Here is a 22629-nt window from a genome sequence, read left to right as displayed (position 1 = left end):
CTCTGATTAACTTTTTGATTAACGTTTAATATTTTGTCTGATTTCAGCTTTCATAAATAAACGTGTCACTTCAAATTCTATTGCTCCAACGACTTCTTCGAACATTCTAAATCCATCTGATTGGTATTCAACTAGAGGGTTTAATTGTCCGTAGCCACGTAGTCCAATAGACTGACGAAGTTGATCCATTGCATCAATATGCGCTGTCCATTTATCATCAACAACACGTAACACAACCACTTTTTCAAATTCAAGCATTTGTGCTGCATCAACTAATTGATCTTCTTTAATTTCATAGTTCTTTTCAGCGCGGTCGACCAAGTAGGCTTCGATTTGGTTAGCATCTTTACCTTCTAAATCTGCCAATGAGATACTGTCTTCATTAACCATTGAAGAGACAGCAAAATCTACAATAGCTTGTAAATTCCATTCATTTTGGTCACCTTGCGTGTGCATCTGAACAATATGATTAACAGTACGTTGTATCATAGGCATAATAACAGGTTTTAATGTTTTTTCTTCCATAATAATTTGTTGTCTCTGGTTATAAATAACCTCACGTTGTTCACGCATAACATCATCATATTGTAAAACATTTTTACGTGTATCATAGTTATTACCTTCGACACGTTTTTGTGCTGATTCAACTTGTTTTGTAATCATACGACTTTGGATAACAGCGTCATCTTCAGTAATGTTCATACGTTCTAAGAAGCTCTTAATACGTTCTGAACCGAATCGTAACATCAAATCATCTTCCAAAGAAAGATAGAATTGTGTCATCCCATCATCCCCTTGACGGCCAGCACGGCCACGAAGTTGATTATCAATACGACGAGATTCATGGCGTTCTGTACCAATAACAGCTAATCCACCAATTTCTTTAACGCCAGGGCCTAATTTAATATCAGTTCCACGTCCGGCCATATTCGTAGCTATGGTAACAGCACCACGTTGTCCAGCATTTAAAATGATTTCAGCTTCACGTTCATGATTTTTAGCATTTAAGACAGCATGTGGAATTTCAGCATCATCTAACATTTGTGCCAATAATTCTGACGTTTCAACTGCTACAGTACCAATCAACATAGGTTGACCAGCTTCATGGCGTTCTTTGATATCAGCAATGACAGCTTTAAATTTGCTATTTAAAGATGGATACAATAAATCTGCTTTATCATCACGAATAATAGGTTTATTCGTTGGAATTTGAACAACTTCCATATTATAAATTTCACGGAATTCTTCTTCTTCAGTTTTAGCAGTACCCGTCATACCAGATAATTTCTTGTACATTCTAAAGAAATTTTGGTAAGTGATGTTAGCCATTGTTTTAGTTTCGTCTTCAATTTCAACATGTTCTTTAGCCTCGATAGCTTGATGAACACCATCAGAATAACGACGACCTTCCATAATACGACCAGTAAATTGATCAACAATCATAACTTCACCATCTTGTACAACATAATCTTTATCACGTAGCATAACAAAATTAGCCCGTAATGCATTATCCAAATGATGAGTCAAAATTGTATTATCTGTATCATATAAATTATCTAGTCCAAAATATTTTTCACCTTTACGAATTCCTTCTTCGGTTAATGAAATTGATTTTGATTCAAGATCAATTTTATAGTCTTCTTCTTCAGTTAACGTTTTAACAAAACGATCTGCACGAACATACATGGCAGTCGTCTTTTCAGCTTGACCAGAAATAATCAACGGTGTTCTAGCTTCATCAATCAAAATTGAATCAACTTCATCGACGATAACATAGTTTAAAGGTCTTTGAACCATATCTTCACGATAAACAACCATGTTATCACGTAAGTAATCAAAGCCTAATTCACTATTTGTTGAATAGGTAATATCAGCTGCGTAGGCTTCGCGCTTTTCTTCAGCTGTTTTTTCGTTAATATTCAATCCGACAGTTAAACCTAACCATGAATATAATTCGCCCATTTCTGTTGCATCACGGCTTGATAAATATTCATTAACAGTAACAACATGAACACCTAGACCTGAAATTGCATTTAAATAAACGGGCATAGTAGCTGTTAAAGTTTTACCTTCACCAGTTTTCATCTCCGCAATATCACCATTATTTAAAACCATTCCACCAATCATTTGCACACGGAATGGGTATAGTCCTAACACACGTTTTGCGGCTTCTCGTACCACTGCAAATGCTTCTGGTAAAAGATCATCAAGCGTTTCACCTTCTTGATATCTTGCTTTAAAAGCAGGTGTTTTAGCTTTTAGTTCATCATCAGATAATAAAGCCATCTCGTCGGCCATATTTTCAATATTATCGGCTATTTTGCCTAGTTTTCTTAATTCACGATTATCACTTTCAACCCATTGTCTTAATACATTTGCCATTTAGCTTTTCCCCTTATATATCAAACACATTTATTGAATTATTTTTAATTATAATATCATTTTTTATAGTATCACTAAATCAATAAATTTTAAACTAAAATAACAAAAAAGCCCTGAGTAGTTAACTTACTCAACAGGCTTTTCAAGGTTAGTTTAATCTTCAGCTTCAATTAAACCATAGCGACCATCTTTACGTTTGTAAACAATGTTAATACCCTCTGTATCAGCATCTTCGTAAATAAAGAAGTTATGGCTCAACATATCCATTTGTAAAATAGCTTCTTCACTATTCATTGGTTTTAAAGAAACATGCTTTGTCCGAACAACATCAAATTTGCTTACTTCATCAATAGAATCTGATTCTTCATCAGCAATTTCATTACGAATTTCAATATCTTTAATTCCCTTGCCTCTTGATTGGCGATTAATTTTAGTTTTATATTTGCGAATTTGACGTTCTAATTTATCAGTCACAAGATCAACACTTGAAAGTAAATCTTGTGATGTTTCTTCAGCTCGAAGGACGAGAGAAGGCATCGGAACTGTCACTTCAACTTTGGCCGTTTTATCTGAATAAACTTTTAAATTAACATGGGCCGTTGAATTAGATGTATCAGTAAAGTATTTTTCTAATTTAAATAATTTCTTTTCAACATAATCTCTAGTAACATCTGTAACTTCAACATTTTCACCGCGAATATTGTATTTTAACATAATAAACTCTCCCTTCAATCTACAGCAGGTAACGAAACTATTAATTACCTTACCGCTTGATTTAATTATAAGCGAATAGACTTAAATTTACAAATGATATCCCTTAACAAATCTATTTAAAACGCCATTGTAATCGTTAACAGTCATTTTAACTTTTGCTTAAATATATCATACTAATTTATTTAAAAATTGTACCTATTGTTCATTATCTTGCAAGGGTAATACTCTTAATGCTTTTAGCATTTTGTGCTAACAAAATATGGGCATAAAATAGTGTTCGGCCGGTAGTATAAATATCATCCACAATCAAAACAACTTTATCCGATAAATCTGGGCAATCTGGACTAAGTTCAAACGGTTGAATTAATTCAAGCCTTTGTTGCCTATTTTTATGCGATTGTTTTTCTTTAACCGTATTATTTCGCACTAAAAAATGATCATGCTTAATATCTAAAAGACCACAGACTTGATTAAATCCTCGATTATTTAACGTTTCAGAATCAACAGGTATCACCACGAGGTAATCAAAATCAATTGTTTCTATTTTGTGCTTTAATTGTACTTGAAAAATAGTTCTCAGCTGATAATCACCATTAAACTTATAATTTTTAATGATATCTTTCATAAAATCATTATAAATGTACAACGCTTGATTCTGAAAATTTAAATTAGGATAAATAAGTTGCCATTTCTTACAATCCGCACATAATTGTGGCCTATTTTGTTCTCGACCGCATCCTCTACAGGCTAACTGAGTATTAATCAATCGTAACTGCTCCTGGCATCTCTTACAAACTATCTTTTTTTCATAAGGTTTAGTCGATAATATAAATGCTAGCGTTAATTTTTGACTAAATGTATTATGACAAATCTGACAGTTTCTCATATCTTTAATTTCCTTGCTTTACGATTCATCGTTTTTATTTGTCCAACTGCCTTTTTTATTGAAATCGTGTAGTCACAACATAAAAAGATAACGTCACCAAACGGACGATTGACATTACGTCCCACTCTGCCAGCAATCTGAACTAACGCTGCCGTTGAAAAAGTTTTATCATCTGCACCCAGAACAAAAACATCCAGATTAGCAAATGTCACACCACGTTCTAAAATTGTTGTTGTGATTAGATACCGTAGTTCGCCTGTTCTAATTGCCTTAACTTTATCTAGTCTATCTGGATCTTCAGAATAAACAGTGTCCCCCTTTAAATTAGGAAACTTCTTTTTAAATGCTTCCATTACTGGTTCCAATAACCAAATTTTCGGCACAAAAATTAAAAATGGATCCTTACGTTTTAGCCACTCTGTCATTTTCAGTGTTAATTTTTTGGGTAAACGTCCTTTTTTTAAATTCTTTTCCCACGCTTTTTCAAATTTAATTTTAATTTCAGGCAATAATTGACCATGAAAGCGTATTGGTAAATAACTAACCGTTAATTGTTTTAAGCGAACCTCCTTTAACAGATCCTCACTTGGGGTTGCCGTTAAAAATAAACTTGCCCCTTTTTGTTTAGTTGCTTGTGTTGTTGCTTGAAGCAGTAATTGATTCTGTGCATATGGAAAGGCATCTACCTCATCAACTATCATAACGTCAAACGCTTTATGAAATCTTAACAATTGATGTGTTGTACAGATGACTAGTTGGGTATAACGGTATGGTTCCGTTGTCTTTCCGTGCAGCAAACAAATATCAATATTTTGAAATGCTGCCTGCAATCTCGGAAATAATTCAATACAAACATCGACCCGTGGTGATGCTAAACAGATGCGCTTACCATCCATAATAGCAGCTTCAATACCTTTGAATAGCATTTCTGTTTTACCAGCGCCGGTTACCGCCCACAGTAAATGCCGGGCACCCGAATTTTTAAAAATTTGTTTCACTTCATTAGCACATATTTCTTGGCTAGTCGTTAATTCTCCATTCCACGTCAATGGACTCCCTTTTTGAGTTGAAAACAAGTTGGGTTCAGGTATAGTATAAAGTGTAGTCGTAGTTGAAATACGTCCTAATATCATACAGTATGAACAATAGTACCGGTCACCTTGTAATTTATTTTCCTTTAAATTAAGTTGTGAAAGGCATCTGCGACAGATTAATTGTTTATCTTCAATACTAATTCCTGGGTACGACGTAAGTTCATCTAAATTAATAGTTTCGTCAATTTCTGAATCAGTTATTAAACGACCATACAAACTTGAAAGTGTCATTCTCCTCAATCCCTTCAATAAGTTTAAATACGCAAAGGAACCTTAATTATGTCAAAAAATTATTTAACAATTAAAGAATCTGGTTTAGCCACATTAATTGAAAAGAAGTCTTCCTTCATTTGTCGTGTCACTCGAATCGCGACAGAATCTGATGCAGTTGCTTTTATTGAATCAGTCAAGAAATTAGAACCTAAAGCAAGACATCACTGTTTTGCATACACATTTGGTACTGAGTCTGAAATCCAACGTCAAAGCGATGATGGTGAACCCTCTGGAACGGCTGGTGTTCCCATTCTAGAAGTTATTAAAAAAAATCAGCTTAAAAATATTTGTATCGTTGTTAGTCGAAAGTTTGGTGGTATTAAGCTAGGTGCTGGTGGTTTAATCCGTGCTTATAGTAATGCTGCTTCGCAGACGATTGAACAAATTGGTATCGTTGAACGTATTTTACAAACCGAACTTATTTGCCAAATTGCTTACCAAAATGTTGGAAAACTTGAAAATTATCTTGAAAAAAATTCAATTATAATCCAACACACAACCTATCTTGAAACAGTAGAAATAACTTTAGCAGTTGATAAAAATTTGATATTAACCTTACAAGATCAACTAATCAACCTACTCAATAACCAAATAACTTTTAAATTAGGCCAAGATTTATATAATGAAATTCAAGTTAAGTAAAAAGGATGCCCAATTACTGGACATCCTTTTTACTATCTATTTTTTTGAAGTCATCGTTTTAACAATTCTTTTAATCCAATTTAGCAGTGGCTTTCGTTTAGATCCAACTAATCCGATGGACTCTACGAATAGTTCTAGTCCCACTAATGTCGCAACTGACATTAGTATTGAACCCCAAATTGATGATATTGGATAAAGTAATGAAATAAATGAAAAAATTAACGCAATGCCATATATAACTAATACTGTCTGTCGATGCGTTAACCCCATTTGCATCAAACGATGATGTAAATGATGTTTGTCTGCTTGAGAGATAGGCTTTTTATTTAAAATCCGGCGTAACATTGCATAAACAGTATCCGTAATTGGTACACCCAATATTAAAACAGGCACAATAATAGAAATAAAAGTTGCATTTTTAAGTCCAGATAAAGAGAATACTGAAATCATAAATCCAATAAATAACGCGCCTGTATCCCCTAAGTAGATTCTAGCTGGAAAGAAATTATATGGCAAAAATCCAATCAGAGCAGCAACCAGCGTAAACATCATAATTGCAATATAACTATTTGTATTAACTAAAAAGAAATAGCCTACCAAACCACTTGTAAATAAATCAATAATGGAAACCCCAGTTGCTAAGCCATCTAATCCGTCTATTAAATTAATAGCATTTGTAATAGCTAAAATCCAAATAATTGTAATAGGGAAACTCATCCATCCTAAATTAATAATACCAAAATAAGGTAAAGTGAATGTCGTCATTCGCATATTTGAAAAAAAGTAGACGATCAAGGCGGCAACTGTGATGCCAAACATCTTTTGGCGTGGTTTTAATTCAAACTTATCATCTAAAACACCGGTGATAATAATTACCAATTCAGCAACAAACAGTGTCACTAACATTTTTATTGGATATTGATTTTTTAAAATAAAAAAATTCGTAAAGTTAAAAGCTATAAAAATGGCTAATCCACCCATTGTAGGCATTGAAACCTTATTTACTCGTCTATTATTTGGAACATCGACTGCTCCAATTTTAATTGAAAATAGTCTAATAACGGGAGTTAGCAACGCGGAGATAAGCGCTGTTGCGAAAAATGCTACGATAATTGGAAACATTTTGATATCTCTCCTTAAAAATATTCTGTCATAGTAGTCTTAACTATACCACGTTGTTAAATAAATACAAAAAAAGTATCAATTAAATTTAATTGATACTTTTCAATGTTTATTTTTTCAAATGATAATTATATGTTGCAACAATAATATTCTCGCGAGAATTTAAGACCGTTCTCAATCTTAAACTCGTTTGATTATGAAGAATATTTTGCCATGGTTTTCTTGGAACAAACTGTGGTACTAAGACTGTCGTTGTGAAGTTACGAGCAGCGGCATTCTTAGCAATAACATCTGTAAATTTCACAACAGGTGAAGCAATTGAACGATATGACGAATGTAAATCAACAAAACGAACACCAGGGAAACGTTCTTTAAATTCACGTTCCGTTTCATGTTCTTTTTCCGGATTTGTATCGAAAGAAACGTGCATTGCAATTACGTAGTCACCAATTGAACGTGCATAATTAATTGCACCCGTTGTAACATGCGTTACAGAACTAACTAACACGATAACTGTGGAGCCATCGTAATCATGAATTTCTGCTTCTTCTGTTAAACGTAATTGTTCGGCAACTTTATTGTAATGATCATTTATTTTATAGAATATAATATACATAACTGGCATGATAATAAAGAATGGCCATACTGTTGATAAGCGATATCTAAAGAGAATCAACAAAATACTAAATGAGATAAAGGCCCCTAAGAAATTGTAAAAGGCTTTCATAATCCAACCTTTTGGGCGATCATGATACCATTTTACAATCATCCCTGTCTGAGACAACGTAAACGGAATAAACACACCTACCGCATATAATGGAATTAATAATGACGTTGATCCATTAAATATAAATGTTAAAATAATTGATCCGGCCGCTAACGTGATAATTCCGTTAGAGTAGCCTAATCGATCACCTTTATCCATATACAAATGAGGCATAAATTTATCTTTAGCTAAATTAAACGCTAAAATTGGAAATGCCGAGAAACCTGTATTTGCAGCTAATACTAAAATCAATACTGTTGAAAATTGGAAAACGTAATACAAAATACCTTGTCCAAATGTTGTTTGTGCAATTTGTGAAAGAACAGTTACTTTTTCAGTAGGAATAATGCCATACCAATAGTTTAAGAATGTTATTCCACCAAAGAAGACTGCCAAAAGCGTCGCCATAATTGTTAAAGTAGCAGCAGCATTTTTAGCATGTGGTTTTTTGAAGAAAGGCACTGCATTACTAATTGCTTCAACACCAGTTAATGAAGATGATCCCGATGAGAATGCTTTCAAAAGTAAGGCTAGTGTAATTCCAGGAACGGCCGTACCCACAGCAGCTGTTGCGTGGTAAGGTACTTGACCTGTCATAATATTATAACCACCAACTAGTAACATCAATATAATCATAACCACGAAAAGATAAACAGGAATAGTTAAGAATGAAGCTGATTCCCGCAAGCCTCGTAAGTTCATTGCCATTACCAAAATAATAATAACCACTGAGATTGCTACTTGATGTCCATATAACGAAGGTACCGCAGAAATCAATGCCTCAGTCCCTGCGGAAACACTAACCGCTACTGTCAACATATAATCAATTAAAAGCGATCCACCAGAAATTAATCCAGCATTTTTACCTAAGTTTTTACTTGAGACAACATACGCGCCTCCACCCTTAGGATAAGCATGGATAATTTGGCGATACGAAATTGTAATTGAAGCCAATAAAACTAAGACTAACAATGCAATTGGTAATGAATACCAGATTGCCATTGCTGAAAAGCCCACTAAAACGGTAACAATTTGTTCCGTACCATACGCCACAGATGAGAGTGCATCTGACGATAAGAGCGCTAATGCCTTAAATTTTGATAATTGTTGATCTCCTTCTTCAGAAGATTTTAATGGCTTCCCAATTAAAAGTCTCTTTAAATAACGACGCATTTCTCTTTACCCCTTATGTTCTATATTTAAAAATCCATTCATAAATGATGCCAAAACAGCGCATTTATTTTACTGAATAGTTATTTTAATTACTAATTTCTATTCACCGAATTCACTCTATTTTACTCGTTTATTTTTAAATATACAATACTGCAAACAAACTTTATTTTCAGCATAAAAAAAGAGCTACTAATCCCAGAATAACACGGATTAATAGCTCTTAAATTTTCATCATTTTTTATGACAAATGGGTTACATCATACCGCCCATACCACCAGGCATTTGTTGTGGATCAGCTGCAGATACTGGTTCTGGTTTATCTGCAACAACTGCTTCAGTTGTTAATAATAAGGCTGAGACACTAGCTGCATTTTGCAATGCTGAGCGTGTCACTTTAGTTGGATCAACAATCCCAACTTCAATCATATCTTGCCATTCATTTGTTGCTGCGTTAAAACCAATACCAGGTTTTTCTGATTTTAGTTTTTCAACAATAACTGAACCCTCAAGTCCAGCATTCTTTGCAATTTGGCGTACTGGTTCTTCCAAAGCACGTTGAACAATCTTGATACCCGTTAATTCATCGCCAACTGCTTCAAGTGCAGCAACTTTACTAATAACGTTAACAAATGCAGTACCACCACCGGCAACGAATCCTTCTTCGACAGCAGCGCGTGTCGCATTCAAAGCATCTTCAATACGGTATTTGCGTTCTTTTAATTCTGTTTCAGTTGCAGCACCAACTTTGATGACAGCAACCCCACCAGATAATTTTGCCAAACGTTCTTGTAATTTTTCACGATCAAATTCAGACGTCGTTTCATCGATTTGTTTTTTAATCAAACCAACACGTTCTGTAATTTTAGCTTTATCACCAGAACCTTCAACAATAACTGTGTTTTCTTTTGTAATATTAACTTTACCAGCTGAACCTAATTGTTCAATTGTTGTATCCTTCAATTGTAAACCAAGTTCATCAGTAATCACTGTTGCACCAGTAACGATGGCAATATCTTCAAGCATCGCTTTACGACGATCACCAAATCCAGGTGCTTTGACTGCAACAACGTTAAATGTACCACGAATTTTATTCAATACTAATGTTGGTAAAGCTTCCCCATCAACATCATCGGCGATGATTAACAATGGGCGACCTTGTTCCACAATAGATTGTAATAATGGTAAGACTTCTTGAATATTAGAAATTTTCTTATCCGTTACTAAAATATATGGTGTCTCTAAGTTAGCTTCCATTTTATCGTTATCAGTTACCATATATTGTGACAAGTAACCTCGATCAAATTGCATCCCTTCAACGACATCTAATGATGTATCGATGCTTTTTGATTCTTCAATTGTAATAACGCCATCATTACCAACTTTTTCCATAGCGTCAGCAATTAAAGCACCAATTTCTTCATTAGCTGAAGATACAGAAGCAATTTGAGCAATATCTTCTTTTGTTTCAACTTTGTGTGATAATTCATGTAATTCAGCAACGGCTGCTTTTGTAGCAGTTTCGATACCACGACGAATCCCAACAGGGTTAGCACCTGCTGTCACATTCTTCATACCTTCAGTGACGATAGCTTGTGTTAAAACAGTAGCAGTTGTCGTTCCATCACCAGCTATATCATTCGTTTTTGAAGCAACTTCTGATACTAATTTAGCACCCATATTTTCAAAATGGTCTTCTAATTCAATCGCACGAGCAATTGTTACACCATCATTTGTAATAATTGGTGAGCCATATGATTCTTCTAAAACAACATTACGGCCTTTTGGTCCTAAAGTTGATTTAACGGTATTGGCTAATTGGTCAACACCTCTAAGCATTGCTGAACGAGCATCTTCAGAAAATTTTAATTCCTTTGACATAATTAATCCACCTCATCTTTAATTTAAATTTATATTAGTCTACTGTTGCAACGATATCTTTTTCATGAACAATTAAGTAGTCTTTACCTTCGAATGAAACTTCTGAGCCAGCATACTTATCAAATAAAACGGTCTCTCCAACGTTAACAGCAACAGCAATTTTTTCACCGTTATCCATCGTACGGCCATCACCAACTGCAACAATTTTTCCTGTTTGTGGTTTTTCTTGTACGTTACTTGCTAAGACGATCCCGCCTACTGTTGTTTCTTCTTCTTTTGTTACTTCTAAAATAACACGATCTGCTAATGGTTTTAACACGTTCTATCCCTCCAACACTTTTATTTAGCACTCTATCTTCCTAAGTGCTAATCACAAAATTAACTATAATCAATTTTTCAAACAATTGCAAGCATTTCAGCTCTTATTTAATAGAATTTTTAATATGAATTGAATTCGCTATCTAGTCAATTATGCTATACTTATCATACAAATTTATTCACTAGAAAAATGCACGACTATCTAATTACAGTTAAAGGAGTTCTCATGTCAAAATCAACTAGTAAAAATTCAATCGCTATTTTATTAGGCTACCTCGTTATCTTTATTTTACCAACAATTCTGAATCAACTATTTTCTTTAAAATCAGTTATCTATCCAGTAATGACGGCTGATTATGTTTTAGGAGCAATATTGTTAATTTGGTTAAATCATTACTTCAGTGCTAGAAATACAATAGATGGTTCCTCTAAATGGTCACAAATTATTTCGTGGGGTATTCTTGGATTCGTTCTAACGTTAGTAATCCAAACAGTTATTCAATTAATTTCATTCACCATTTTAAAAACGACCGTACCCTCACAAAATACAAATGAAATTATGACTATTTTTACAAAATATCCTTATTATATGTTGGCAGTCTCACTTGGTGCTCCCATTATGGAGGAACTCGTTTTTAGAAAAGTCTTTTTTGGCAATTTAGCAAGTTTCATATCACCTATTTCTGCCGCAATTCTTTCTAGTTTATTATTTAGTTTGGCACATAATGATGGCCATTTAGCTATCTACTTTTTAATTGGATTACTTTTCTGTTACCTCTACAAACGAACAGGTGACATCAAAACGTCAATGATTGCTCATATTCTTATGAATAGTCTAGTATTAATTATTCAATCGTCACTTTAAAAGAAAGGTGGAATTATTTTGATTCTGTTACAAGTACAACAAGCAGCTCGCTATTTTGGCGCAGATGTTCTTTTTGAAAATGCAAATATGGATATCAAAGACGATGCTAGGATAGCCCTAGTTGGTCGAAATGGTGCTGGAAAATCAACATTAATTAAAATGATTATTGATCAAGAGGCTACTGATGCTGGTCAAATCATTAAACATAAAGGCATGACCATCGGTTACTTAGCACAAACAACAACTGTTACTTCAGAACGTTCGATTTGGGACGAAATGAGTCGTGTTTTTGATTATTTAAAAAAAATGGAAATCCAAATTCATACATTAGAAGCCCAAATTGCTGATCCTAAAAATGCAGAAGATTCTGAAAAATTTGAAAAACTATTATCAACCTATGATCAAGTTTCACATGATTTCAGTGAAAAAAATGGCTATGGTTATGAATCAGAAATCCGTTCTGTTTTACATGGTTTTAGATTTTATGAAGAAGATTTCAATCGCGATATTAGGACTCTCTCTGGTGGTCAAAAAACACGTTTAGCCTTAGCAAAATTACTTTTAGAAAAACGTGATTTATTAATTTTAGATGAACCAACTAACCACTTAGATATTGAGACACTAACTTGGTTAGAAGGCTATTTGAAGACTTATACAGGGGCACTCTTAATTGTCTCTCATGATCGTTACTTCTTAGATAAAATTGTGACAGAAGTTTATGATATGAGCCATAATGAAACGACTCACTACAATGGCAACTACTCCCAATTTATTGTAAAAAAAGAAGCTAATTTAAAACAAGAATGGAAAGTTTTCGAAAAACAACAAGATAAGATTGAAAAACTCGAAGATTTTGTTAATAAAAACATTGTTCGAGCCTCAACAACAAAACGAGCGCAAAGTCGTCGTAAACAACTCGAAAAATTAGATAAACTTGACCGACCAGAAGGTGACGAAAAAGCCCCTCGTTTTAGTTTTAAATCTGCAGATGAGAGTGGTAATATCGTTTTAACTGTTGCCGGGGCAGCTGTTGGTTACGATAATAAAGTGTTATCTGAACCCGTTTCAATTGATTTACATAAGCATCAAGTTCAAGCTATTGTTGGCCCGAATGGTGTGGGAAAATCAACCTTACTTAAAAGTATCTTAGGCCAAATTCCATTTATTCGTGGTGAAGCATTCCTTGGCGCTAATGTTCATGTTGGCTACTACGATCAGGAGCAAAATCAATTAACAGATAAAAATACTGTTTTAGATGAACTCTGGAATGATCATCCTTCAACTCCTGAAACAGATATTCGATCATTATTAGGTGGATTTCTATTTTCTGGGGATGACGTTTTGAAACGTGTCTCAAATTTAAGTGGTGGTGAAAAAGCGCGTCTTGCTTTGACCAAACTTGCAATGGACAAAGATAACTTCCTAATCTTTGATGAACCCACTAACCATTTAGACATTGATAGTAAGGAAGTCCTTGAAAAGGCGATTGCTAACTTTGATGGTACTGTCTTACTTGTTTCTCATGACCGCTACTTCATTAATAAAGTTGCAGAAAGTATTATTGAAGTTTCAAAAGAAGGCTCTACTTACTACATGGGTGATTACGATTATTATGTTGATAAAAAAGAAGAATTAGAAGCTATCGCAGCCGAAAAAATGGCACTTGAAATTGCCTCATCTTCAGAAGTCCCTGAAGTTAAACCAACAACTAATTATCAACAAAATAAAGAAACGCAAAAGGAACAACGTAAATTAACACGTGAAATTGATCGTTTAGAATCTGAATTAAGTGAATTAGAAATTCATCAAACAGAACTTGAAGAAAAAATGTCTCAACCTACTATTTTTAGTGATGCAGATAAACTTCAGGAACTACAAACTGAACTACAATCTATTCAAACTGCAATAGAGACTGCAGAAACTAATTGGGAAGAAGCTAGCTTAGCTTTAGAATAAGCTAGCTTTTTTTTTTTTATTTATTGACATTTAAAGAATGAAAGCCTATTCTTTTGTTGTAATCTAAAAATAAAATATAAGTACACTAGGGGTGTTCTTTAGAAGAACTGAGATAGGTTTTTTCAACCTAATCCCTTCGAACCTGTAAGCCAAAACTTGCGTAGGAAAGTGTGAAGAAGGACCCCACTCTACAATTTTTTTGTCAAAGAGTGGGGTTTTTGTGTACTCAAGAGGAGAAAGTTATGCCATTAGAACTACTCGATAAACTTCGTGAAGAGAACCCAGTAATTTTCAACATTTCTAATTACATCACGGTTCAAGACGTTGCCAATGGACTCAACGCAATTGGCGCTTCCCCTATCATGCCCAGTGCGATTGAAGAAGCAGCCGAAATGTTACAAATTTCTGCTGCTGCCACAATCAATATGGGATCATTTAAAAGTTCAGAATTACCTTACATTGAGAGGGTTAGTCAAATCGCAAACGATTTAGCTATCCCACTTGTGCTAGACCCAGTTGCTGTTGCCATGCCTTACCGACAAAAAGTAATTACAAACTTGCTTGAGCATTTTCATTTTAATTTTATTCGCGGTAATGCTGGTGAAATTGCTGCATTAGCTGGTGTTGAATGGCAAGCAAAAGGTATTGATGCAGGAAATGGTTCTGCAGATTTAGCAGAAATCGCAAAAATTGTAGCCAAACGGTACAATTGTACGGTTGTTCTAAGTGGTCCTACAGACTATATTTCTGATGGAAAGCGTGTTGCAACTGTGACACAGGGAACGTCTCTTTTCCAAACACATGTTGGTTCAGGCGATATGCTTTCAAGTTTAATTGCTGCGTTTGCAGCTGTCTCTAAAGATAATGAGTTTGAAGCAGCAAGAATCGCCTGCCTTATCTTTGCAACAACTGGTGAACTTGTTGCTGATGAGTTAATTACCGAAAAACCAGGTAGTTTTATTGTTAACCTACTTGATAAACTACATTTAATAACGATAAATGAACTTTCTAATCAGATAACGATGAAAGGAGACCTATAATGCCTGATTTTCCACAAGCACTTTCAATTGCTGGATCCGATAGTAGTGGTGGCGCTGGTATGCAAGCTGACTTAAAAACGATGCAAGAACGGCATGTCTATGCTGCAACAGTTCTCGTCGCAATCACTGCACAAAACACACTTGGTGTGCAAGACAGTCTTCCCCTCCCTGCTAAAATTATTAATGAACAATTTGCCTCAATTGCAAATGATTTAGCCATTAAAGCATGCAAAACAGGGATGCTTGCAGATTCAGAACACGTTAAAGTAGTCGTTAAAAATCTGAAAAAATATCAATTTGGTCCCCTAATTGTTGACCCTGTCATGGTTGCAAAAGGCGGTGCCACACTTCTTTCTGAGGATGCTGTTGTTACAATCAAAGAAGAATTAATTCCTTTAGCCACGGTAGTAACCCCGAATATTCCAGAAGCTGAAGTCATAACTGGCTTGACCATTAATTCAAAAGAAGACATGAGTGCAGCTGGAAAAAAGATTAAATTATTAGGTGCAAAAAACGTCATCATTAAAGGCGGACATTATAACTCTGAAAATATCGTAAATGACTTTGTATTATTAGAAGATAACGATTCATTCTGGATGAGCTCGAAACGTATTGATACAATTCGAACTCATGGCACTGGTGATACCCTCTCAGCCTGCATTGCAGCAGAAATTGCCAAAGGACAAGATATTAAAACGGCCATCTTAGTGTCTAAAAAATATGTTGAAGCAACAATTAGCAACGGTATTATCGTTGGACATGGTCACGGGCCATTAAATCATTGGGCATATCGTGAGGTAACGCAAAATGAAGACATTTAATCAATCATGGTTAGCAAGTTACTTCATTGCAGGAACTCAAGACGTCGCCGACAATCAATTACTACCTACTTTAGAACGAGCGTTAAAATCAGGCATTTCTTGTTTCCAATTTAGAGAAAAAAATCTCTTAACCCCTTTAACCCGGATACAAAAAAAGACACTCGCAATTGAATGTCAGAGGTTATGCACAAAATACCAAGTTCCTTTTTTCATTGATGATGATCTACCTTTAGCACTTGAAATTCAAGCAGATGGTATTCACGTTGGCCAAAATGACCAAAAGATTCAAAATGTGATAGATCAATCGGCGGGTCAATTAGCGATTGGCCTTTCTTGTCAAACACTCGATCAAATTAAACAAGCCAATCAATTATCAGGTATCGCTTATATTGGTAGTGGCCCTGTCTTTCCTACAAAATCAAAGTCAGATGCGACTGCGCCTCTCGGAATAGCTGGCTTAAATCAATTACTATCAATTAGTAAACTCCCGATTGTTGCAATTGGTGGTATTTCAGAAAATAATTTAGCCAAACTGGCTACTACAACTGTTTCGGGAGTTGCTGTTATTTCCTTGATTGCTAAAAGTCCGAACATTGAACAAACAGTTCAATCCATAAATCATTATTTTAAATTGGAGGACGATTAAGATGACAGAAACTAAAGAATTACGTGGACAATTTTTACTTTGGCTAGGTGCGGCCATTTCAATTGCCGAAATTATGACGGGCATGTTACTAGCTCCACTTGGCTTTTCTAAAGGTTTCCTTGCAATTCTAATTGGTCATTTAATTGGTTGTGGTCTCTTCTTACTACCTGCTGGTTATATTGGTGCCAAAAAGCATCAGACAGCCATTCAGTCAACTAAAGTTGCTTTTGGCTCAACAGGTGTGCTCTTATTTTCACTTATCAATTTGATTCAACTAATTGGTTGGACCGCTGTTATGATCGTCAACGCAATTTCAGCAATGAATGGTATTTCAAGTTCCTTACTTAATTTTAAAAATTCAATTATTATGGGACTTGTCATAGCTATTTTGATTATCATTTGGTTATTAGTTAGCGAAAATAGTTTGTATCGAATTAATTTAATTGTTGTTAATTTATTAGTTATTGGTGCAGGTATCATGATTTTTTTAATTTTCAAAGTACCCGTTTCACATACTTCCAATGGCTTAAATATGACATTTGGATCAGCTGTTGAATTAAATATCACCATGGCGTTATCTTGGCTACCACTAATAGGTGATTACACAAAATCAACAAAACATCCACTTGCTATGTCTACAGTTAGTTCGTTTAGCTATTTTTTAGGTAGTTTAATCATGTTTACCATTGGCTTACTTTTAACAACTAGAACCGGATTCACTGATTTTACCTCGTTCTTGGCTACATCAGGTTTAGGTATAATCGCATTATTCATTATTATATTTTCAACTGTTACAACCACATTTTTAGATGTTATGTCAGCAACAATTAACGTTCAGAATATACATTCCTTTAAACATATGAAATTGATTAGTATCATTATAGTTGCGCTTGGCTTAGTCATTGCATGGGTAGTTCCTATTGATAATTATCAAAATTTCTTATATTTTATCGCGTCAGTTTTTACACCATTATATGCAATTGTTTTTGTCACTTACTTTATTATGAAAAAAACGTTGCCTTATTGGTTAAATATTATTTGGTGGTTAATTGGCATTATTGCGTACTATCAATTACAACAATTTGATTTTATTTTTGGAACCACAATTATTATTCTATTCGGACTAGGATTACTCGTTTATCTATCCCAATTTATTTTACCAAAAAATTATTTTAGAAATATAAATTAACCATTTACAAAAAAATAGAGATTTAGCGTTCTCCCCAGTGTTAAACAACTGTTTAGCATTACAAGGCGAACTCTAAATCTCTATTTTAATTTTATAATAATTAAACTATCCAATCAAATTCTAAACTAGGATCAGCATTTAAATTTAATCCTGCACGTTGACCTTTAATAAATTCAACATATCCTGCTGCACCAATCATTGCAGCATTATCACCACATAATTTAATGGGCGCCTTCACAAATTCAATATCATTCATTTTCTTCATATCAGATTCAAGTCTTGTACGTAACCCTTTATTAGCTGCCACACCACCGGCTAAAATTAATTGTTTAATATCATACTCATGACAAGCACGTACCGTTTTCTCAGCAAGTACATCAATCACACTTTGTTGAAAGCTTGTTGCTAAATCAGCCCGGTCCAACTCTTCGCCTAATTGATCTGCATGGTGAACTGTATTGATGAAGGCACTTTTCAATCCACTGAAACTAAAGTCATAACTGTCATCTTTGATCATGGCACGCGGAAAATTAAACGTATCTTGTCCAGTATGTGCAAGTTCATCAATTTCTTTTCCTGATGGATAAGTCATCCCAAGAACACGCCCAACTTTATCATAAGCTTCACCTGCTGCGTCATCACGTGTCTCACCAATAATTTCAAATTGACCTTCTTCAGGCATATAAACTAACTCAGTATGTCCACCCGAAACGAGTAAAGCCATTGATGGATACACTATTTCAGATTCATAGCGCGCTGCAAAAATATGGCCTGCCATATGGTTAACGGGAATTAAAGGCAACTCGTGAGCAAATGCGATAGCTTTAGCAGCAGAAACACCTACTAGTAAAGCACCAACTAATCCTGGTCCATAAGTAACCGCAACAGCATCTAAATCATCATAAGTTACATTTGCTTCTGTCATAGCATCTTTAATACAACTCGTAATTTGTTCAATATGGTGGCGGCTGGCAACTTCAGGTACAACACCACCAAAACGTTTATGACTATTAACTTGCGTTGCAATGATGTTCGACAAAATAAGATGACCGTCTTCGACCACTGCGACACTAGTTTCATCACAACTTGATTCAAATGCTAAAATTAGATTTCTTTCCGTTTTATCCATTGAGACCTCTTTCAACTTAATTCATATTCCTTTATTTTAATTTAAGCAACATATCAACAGCATCTTGCCCATCTTCAACATAATAATTCTCTCGGATACCCACTTTAGTAAATCCTAATTGGTGGTATAGATTTAAAGCCGTCTGGTTATCACGGCGAACCTCTAAACTAACTGTTCTAAATCTCATTAAACGAGCACGCCTTGTAATAGACGTTACCAAAAAGTTTCCCATCCCTCTACCCTGACATTCAGGTAGAACAGCAATATTCGCAATATGTACGTCTCCCGTTATTGCATCCGTTGAACAACCAATAAAGCCTAACATTTTATCTTCCTTACGTAAGACTAAATAAAGTGTTTTGCTTTTTTGGCAAATTTCGCCTTCAAATATTTTTGCACTCCATGGTGATTTACCATCATAAACTGCTTTTTCAATCTCAAGTAGTTCCGGAATATCAGGTACAACAGCACGTGTCATAAAATAACTTTCATTTCTAATTTTAATTCTATGATTCTGAAAAACTAATGTCCTAACAGGTTCATCTGGTCTTAATTCTGGAATAATTTGTTTCACTCGTGCTTTAAATTTTTTCAACATAGGTATTATGATCCTTATCTGAATGGGTTTCTAACCATTGCGTCTCTGCTTGCGTTAATCGTAAATAATTCGGAATAAATGTCTCCTGATTAGCGGGCTCTTTATCTTTACCAATTAATCCCAAAATAAATGCCTGAGGAATATTTAAAAATGAAGCTGGAAACTGTGCCTGATCACCTAAAATATCGATAATTTGTTGTTTAAATAAATCGACATCAGTTCCAACAAAAATTTGTGGTCGGTTACGCTCTTTTAATTCAGTCACCCAAGTCACAAGTTCTCTATGCTGGTCTGGTAATTCATTTACAAGCTCATTATCATTTTTATACAAACCTGAGAATACGTAATTCCTACGTGCGTCAAATAACGGTACAATATCAGAATCACTATTTGTGGAAATACCTGCAGCCAACATTGCTAAACTAGAGACACCAACTAATTCACAATCTAATGTAAATGCTAGTGTTTTAGCTGTGGCAACGCCAATCCTGAGACCAGTAAAAGATCCTGGACCTTGTGCAACCACAATTCGGTCTAGCTCTGCAGGCTTAATACCTGCTAATTTCATGACATCAGAAATTGCTGGCATCAATGTAATACTGTGATTTTTTTTTATATTCGTTGTGATAGTTGCTAATAATGCACTATCTTCTAAAACAGCGACGCTGAGTGGTATATTCGATGTATCAATTGCTAAAATTTTCATTCATATCTTCCTTTATCTCTGCTTTGTTAACATTTTAGCACAAAAATAGTATCACAAATTTTTTCTAAGAGAAAATTAACAAAAAAATAGGACAAATAATTGTCCTATGGTTAATAACTAATTTATTTTGAAAATCCATTTGGATGCGTCTGTTCAAAAGTCCATGCTGTCTTAATGATATCTTCCATATTTTCATACTTAGGAGCCCAACCAAGAATTTCATGTGCTTTTTCACTTGCTGCAATTAAAGTTGAAGGATCACCTGCACGACGTGGTGCAATTTCTGCAGGAATTTCTTTACCTGTTGCACGGCGTGCTGCTTCTAGAATTTCCATATTTGAAAATCCATTAGATGAACCCAAGTTAAAGGCATTACTTTCATTTCCCGCAAGTAAGTAATCTAAGGCGCGAATGTGCGCATCTGCTAAATCAAGAACATGCACGTAATCACGGACGTTTGTACCATCTTTGGTATCATAATCGTCCCCAAAAATTTGTAATTTTTCACGTTCTCCGTTAGCAACTTGTAAAATAATTGGAATTAAATGTGTTTCAGGATTGTGATCTTCACCGATGCTACCATCTGGTTTTGATCCAGCAACATTGAAATAACGTAATGCGACAAACTTAACACCATCTGCAACGTCAGTCCAGTGCATAATTTTTTCCATGGCTAATTTACTTTCACCATATGGATTTGTTGGAATTTGAGGGTCATCTTCATGAATTGGGACAACTTTAGGTTCACCATATGTTGCAGCTGTTGAAGAAAAGACGATTTTTTTAACGCCAACTTCAGTCATGACTTCAAGTAAATGAATCATCCCTGCTGTATTATTGTCAAAATATTTTAATGGTTTTACCATTGATTCACCAACAAGAGATGAAGCTGCAAAATGAATAACTGCTTCAATATCCTCATTTTTGAAAACATTGCGCATAAAATTTTTATCCGCAATATCTCCTTGATAAAATTTTGCCTTTTTATTAACAGCCTCTAAGTGCCCTGTCACTAAATTATCGACAACAACAACATCACGACTATTTTCTACTAATTGATCAACAGTATGTGAACCAATGTAACCTGCGCCACCCAAAACTAAAATTGACATTTAAATTCCTCCAAATAGTTTATTTTCTTTATTATAACTTATTTTAGTAAATTTATCAGTGATTCACCCTTCTTTAGCAAATAAATAGACGACGAAAATAAATTCGCCGTCTGGTTAATTTCTATAAGTCACCCGTTAAAAATTGTGCTTGGCCCATGCCAAAGCTCCAATCTTCATCAGTATTAGTTGTTAAATTAATCATTAAATCTTCTGGTCTCAATCCAACTTTTGTTTGTAACTGTTGCATTAACTGTTGATAGAAGGTTTCTTTTTGCTCTGTCGTTCTTGGTCGCGTTGTTAAACTAAAGACCAATACTTCTTTTGTTCGCATAAATCCAAGCCCAGTATCTAAAATTTGCATTTCATTTATTGGATGTTGAGTGACAATTTGATATCTGTCACTAACTGGTGCGCCAAATGAATTAAGCATTACATCATAAGCAATATCTAAAATTTCTTTTATTTGGCCTTCAGAACGGCCTTCAATCATATCAATTTTCATCAATGGCATAGATTGAATCCTCCTATAATCGTTTACCTAATCTTTGGATTTGTTTATTATTACCAACCATATATAACAAAATAATTTGAATTGGAATTAAAATTAAATCTTTGATAGCACGTGCATAGATAATTGTCCAAGGTGACTGGTACATTAATACTAGCCAGAATGTATTTAACAATAAATCAATAACAACGACATTGATTAATACGGCAATAATAATTCGCGGTAACGTAAATGGTTTTTTATAAAATACAAGTCCATAGAAAAACGCACCTAAGAAAGCAGATAGCGAGAATCCCCAGAAAAATGTACCTCCTTTACTGAATAATACTGTTCCAAGTAAATCCGATAAAACAGAACCAATACCACCCAGTAATGGGCCAAACCACGCCGCTAATAGATAAGTCGCAATAAAAGTGAAACTTATCCGTAACGTCAATACCTGATACGATAATAAATTAGTTAGAATAATTTGACCAGCCAATAATAGACCCATCACCGCTATATTCTTTGCGGTTAACCTCTTTGTTAAATTTTCCATGATTCAGACATCTCCTCGTTGGAGTTGCCACATTGTGGTATGCGGCGAATGCGAAAACACAACCGCAGCTATCGCTAGCCTTCGTCCAAAAGACACATTCCGTCCTTTTGGCACTTAACGCTGTATTCTCTACCCCGAAATTTTGTATTTTACTACTTGTGTAGTATACCACTAAAAAGAAAATAACTTTGGGTGTTGAAGTGAACCCCCTGAGTTGGAGAAATCTAACTCAGGGGGTTTTACTATGTTCACAGTTGAAATAAAGAAAAAAGT

The 22629-nt window shown here is 34.7% G+C and carries 21 protein-coding genes and 2 riboswitches; of the genes, 7 read left to right on the top strand and 14 right to left on the bottom strand.

Annotated elements, in window-relative coordinates; all coding sequences use genetic code 11:
- Positions 1-18 precede the first annotated feature (18 nt).
- The 4 genes from secA to AC1RPV_RS07295 form a co-directional block, all read right to left on the bottom strand.
- Positions 19-2382 (bottom strand): preprotein translocase subunit SecA, encoded by a 2364-nt coding sequence (gene secA, locus AC1RPV_RS07310; RefSeq protein ID WP_481761959.1) that lies wholly within the window; start codon positions 2380-2382, stop codon positions 19-21.
- Positions 2383-2535: 153 nt separating this feature from the next.
- Positions 2536-3096, bottom strand: a complete 561-nt coding sequence (hpf, locus tag AC1RPV_RS07305; RefSeq protein WP_409021489.1) for a ribosome hibernation-promoting factor, HPF/YfiA family — start codon at positions 3094-3096, stop codon at positions 2536-2538.
- A 205-nt stretch (positions 3097-3301) separates the two neighbouring features.
- Positions 3302-3862, bottom strand: a complete 561-nt coding sequence (locus AC1RPV_RS07300; protein WP_481761958.1) for a ComF family protein — start codon at positions 3860-3862, stop codon at positions 3302-3304.
- 116 nt (positions 3863-3978) lie between these two features.
- The gene (locus tag AC1RPV_RS07295) at positions 3979-5307 is read right to left on the bottom strand and encodes an ATP-dependent helicase ComFA (protein ID WP_481761957.1); all 1329 of its coding nucleotides are present in this window, start codon (positions 5305-5307) and stop codon (positions 3979-3981) included.
- A 48-nt stretch (positions 5308-5355) separates the two neighbouring features.
- Between AC1RPV_RS07295 and AC1RPV_RS07290 the strand changes: the two genes are divergently transcribed.
- Positions 5356-5991 carry a YigZ family protein gene (locus AC1RPV_RS07290; protein WP_481761956.1) on the top strand — a complete coding sequence of 212 codons (636 nt, stop codon included), beginning with the start codon at positions 5356-5358 and terminating at the stop codon, positions 5989-5991.
- A 36-nt stretch (positions 5992-6027) separates the two neighbouring features.
- Here the strand turns inward: AC1RPV_RS07290 and AC1RPV_RS07285 are convergent, their stop codons facing one another.
- The 4 genes from AC1RPV_RS07285 to groES all read right to left on the bottom strand — a co-directional run bounded on the left by AC1RPV_RS07285 (position 6028) and on the right by groES (position 11249).
- Positions 6028-7113 (bottom strand): glycosyltransferase family 4 protein, encoded by a 1086-nt coding sequence (locus tag AC1RPV_RS07285; RefSeq protein WP_481761955.1) that lies wholly within the window; start codon positions 7111-7113, stop codon positions 6028-6030.
- 109 nt (positions 7114-7222) lie between these two features.
- Positions 7223-9052, bottom strand: a complete 1830-nt coding sequence (locus tag AC1RPV_RS07280; RefSeq protein ID WP_481761954.1) for an APC family permease — start codon at positions 9050-9052, stop codon at positions 7223-7225.
- A 252-nt stretch (positions 9053-9304) separates the two neighbouring features.
- A complete protein-coding gene (gene groL / locus AC1RPV_RS07275) occupies positions 9305-10930 on the bottom strand; it encodes a chaperonin GroEL (RefSeq protein ID WP_481761953.1) in 1626 nt (541 codons plus the stop codon).
- A 34-nt stretch (positions 10931-10964) separates the two neighbouring features.
- A complete protein-coding gene (groES, locus tag AC1RPV_RS07270) occupies positions 10965-11249 on the bottom strand; it encodes a co-chaperone GroES (protein WP_481761952.1) in 285 nt (94 codons plus the stop codon).
- A gap of 225 nt (positions 11250-11474) precedes the next feature.
- Between groES and AC1RPV_RS07265 the strand changes: the two genes are divergently transcribed.
- The 6 genes from AC1RPV_RS07265 (at position 11475) to cytX (ending at position 17765) form a co-directional block, all read left to right on the top strand.
- Complete coding sequence (locus AC1RPV_RS07265) at positions 11475-12113, top strand: CPBP family glutamic-type intramembrane protease (protein ID WP_481761951.1); 639 nt, start codon at positions 11475-11477, stop codon at positions 12111-12113.
- Positions 12114-12131: 18 nt separating this feature from the next.
- Positions 12132-14069: an ABC-F family ATP-binding cassette domain-containing protein gene (locus tag AC1RPV_RS07260; RefSeq protein WP_481761950.1), complete on the top strand. Its 1938-nt coding sequence runs from the start codon at positions 12132-12134 to the stop codon at positions 14067-14069.
- 77 nt (positions 14070-14146) lie between these two features.
- A riboswitch (TPP riboswitch) is annotated at positions 14147-14253 on the top strand.
- 58 nt (positions 14254-14311) lie between these two features.
- Positions 14312-15109: a hydroxyethylthiazole kinase gene (gene thiM / locus AC1RPV_RS07255; RefSeq protein ID WP_481761949.1), complete on the top strand. Its 798-nt coding sequence runs from the start codon at positions 14312-14314 to the stop codon at positions 15107-15109.
- Positions 15109-15930, top strand: coding sequence for a bifunctional hydroxymethylpyrimidine kinase/phosphomethylpyrimidine kinase (thiD, locus tag AC1RPV_RS07250; RefSeq protein WP_481761948.1), 822 nt, complete (start codon positions 15109-15111; stop codon positions 15928-15930). The genes thiM and thiD overlap by 1 nt, the downstream gene beginning before the upstream one ends.
- Positions 15917-16576: a thiamine phosphate synthase gene (gene thiE / locus AC1RPV_RS07245; RefSeq protein ID WP_481761947.1), complete on the top strand. Its 660-nt coding sequence runs from the start codon at positions 15917-15919 to the stop codon at positions 16574-16576. Before thiD ends, thiE begins: the two co-directional genes overlap by 14 nt.
- A 1-nt stretch (position 16577) precedes the next feature.
- The gene (gene cytX / locus AC1RPV_RS07240; RefSeq protein WP_481761946.1) at positions 16578-17765 is read left to right on the top strand and encodes a putative hydroxymethylpyrimidine transporter CytX; all 1188 of its coding nucleotides are present in this window, start codon (positions 16578-16580) and stop codon (positions 17763-17765) included.
- 100 nt (positions 17766-17865) lie between these two features.
- Here the strand turns inward: cytX and tsaD are convergent, their stop codons facing one another.
- From tsaD to AC1RPV_RS07210, 6 genes are all read right to left on the bottom strand, one after another.
- Positions 17866-18894 carry a tRNA (adenosine(37)-N6)-threonylcarbamoyltransferase complex transferase subunit TsaD gene (gene tsaD, locus AC1RPV_RS07235; protein WP_481761945.1) on the bottom strand — a complete coding sequence of 343 codons (1029 nt, stop codon included), beginning with the start codon at positions 18892-18894 and terminating at the stop codon, positions 17866-17868.
- A gap of 31 nt (positions 18895-18925) precedes the next feature.
- On the bottom strand, positions 18926-19492 hold the full coding sequence (gene rimI / locus AC1RPV_RS07230) for a ribosomal protein S18-alanine N-acetyltransferase (protein ID WP_481761944.1): 567 nt from the start codon (positions 19490-19492) through the stop codon (positions 18926-18928).
- Entirely contained in the window at positions 19476-20198 is a 723-nt protein-coding gene (tsaB, locus tag AC1RPV_RS07225) for a tRNA (adenosine(37)-N6)-threonylcarbamoyltransferase complex dimerization subunit type 1 TsaB (protein ID WP_481761943.1), read from the bottom strand. Before tsaB ends, rimI begins: the two co-directional genes overlap by 17 nt.
- Before the next feature lie 122 nt (positions 20199-20320).
- Positions 20321-21310 carry a UDP-glucose 4-epimerase GalE gene (gene galE / locus AC1RPV_RS07220; RefSeq protein WP_481761942.1) on the bottom strand — a complete coding sequence of 330 codons (990 nt, stop codon included), beginning with the start codon at positions 21308-21310 and terminating at the stop codon, positions 20321-20323.
- A gap of 121 nt (positions 21311-21431) precedes the next feature.
- The gene (locus tag AC1RPV_RS07215; RefSeq protein ID WP_481761941.1) at positions 21432-21821 is read right to left on the bottom strand and encodes a tautomerase family protein; all 390 of its coding nucleotides are present in this window, start codon (positions 21819-21821) and stop codon (positions 21432-21434) included.
- Between the two features lie 13 nt (positions 21822-21834).
- Entirely contained in the window at positions 21835-22356 is a 522-nt protein-coding gene (locus AC1RPV_RS07210) for a folate family ECF transporter S component (protein ID WP_481761940.1), read from the bottom strand.
- Positions 22357-22396: 40 nt separating this feature from the next.
- Positions 22397-22495: riboswitch (THF riboswitch) on the bottom strand.
- Positions 22496-22629: the final 134 nt, after the last annotated feature.

Source organism: Dellaglioa sp. CoH-55-MRSF-9 (genome assembly GCF_056782155.1).
The sequence above is the reverse complement of the archived record's forward strand: the minus strand, read 5'-3'. Positions and strand labels throughout refer to the sequence as shown.

Coding starts and splice junctions, on each gene's coding strand:
- secA (WP_481761959.1), bottom strand. CDS start 2,382: ATGGCAAATGTATTAAGACAATGGGTTGAAAGTGATAATCGTGAATTA.
- hpf (WP_409021489.1), bottom strand. CDS start 3,096: ATGTTAAAATACAATATTCGCGGTGAAAATGTTGAAGTTACAGATGTT.
- AC1RPV_RS07295 (WP_481761957.1), bottom strand. CDS start 5,307: ATGACACTTTCAAGTTTGTATGGTCGTTTAATAACTGATTCAGAAATT.
- AC1RPV_RS07290 (WP_481761956.1), top strand. CDS start 5,356: ATGTCAAAAAATTATTTAACAATTAAAGAATCTGGTTTAGCCACATTA.
- AC1RPV_RS07285 (WP_481761955.1), bottom strand. CDS start 7,113: ATGTTTCCAATTATCGTAGCATTTTTCGCAACAGCGCTTATCTCCGCG.
- AC1RPV_RS07280 (WP_481761954.1), bottom strand. CDS start 9,052: ATGCGTCGTTATTTAAAGAGACTTTTAATTGGGAAGCCATTAAAATCT.
- groL (WP_481761953.1), bottom strand. CDS start 10,930: ATGTCAAAGGAATTAAAATTTTCTGAAGATGCTCGTTCAGCAATGCTT.
- AC1RPV_RS07265 (WP_481761951.1), top strand. CDS start 11,475: ATGTCAAAATCAACTAGTAAAAATTCAATCGCTATTTTATTAGGCTAC.
- thiM (WP_481761949.1), top strand. CDS start 14,312: ATGCCATTAGAACTACTCGATAAACTTCGTGAAGAGAACCCAGTAATT.
- thiD (WP_481761948.1), top strand. CDS start 15,109: ATGCCTGATTTTCCACAAGCACTTTCAATTGCTGGATCCGATAGTAGT.
- thiE (WP_481761947.1), top strand. CDS start 15,917: ATGAAGACATTTAATCAATCATGGTTAGCAAGTTACTTCATTGCAGGA.
- cytX (WP_481761946.1), top strand. CDS start 16,578: ATGACAGAAACTAAAGAATTACGTGGACAATTTTTACTTTGGCTAGGT.
- tsaD (WP_481761945.1), bottom strand. CDS start 18,894: ATGGATAAAACGGAAAGAAATCTAATTTTAGCATTTGAATCAAGTTGT.
- rimI (WP_481761944.1), bottom strand. CDS start 19,492: ATGTTGAAAAAATTTAAAGCACGAGTGAAACAAATTATTCCAGAATTA.
- tsaB (WP_481761943.1), bottom strand. CDS start 20,198: ATGAAAATTTTAGCAATTGATACATCGAATATACCACTCAGCGTCGCT.
- galE (WP_481761942.1), bottom strand. CDS start 21,310: ATGTCAATTTTAGTTTTGGGTGGCGCAGGTTACATTGGTTCACATACT.
- AC1RPV_RS07215 (WP_481761941.1), bottom strand. CDS start 21,821: ATGCCATTGATGAAAATTGATATGATTGAAGGCCGTTCTGAAGGCCAA.
- AC1RPV_RS07210 (WP_481761940.1), bottom strand. CDS start 22,356: ATGGAAAATTTAACAAAGAGGTTAACCGCAAAGAATATAGCGGTGATG.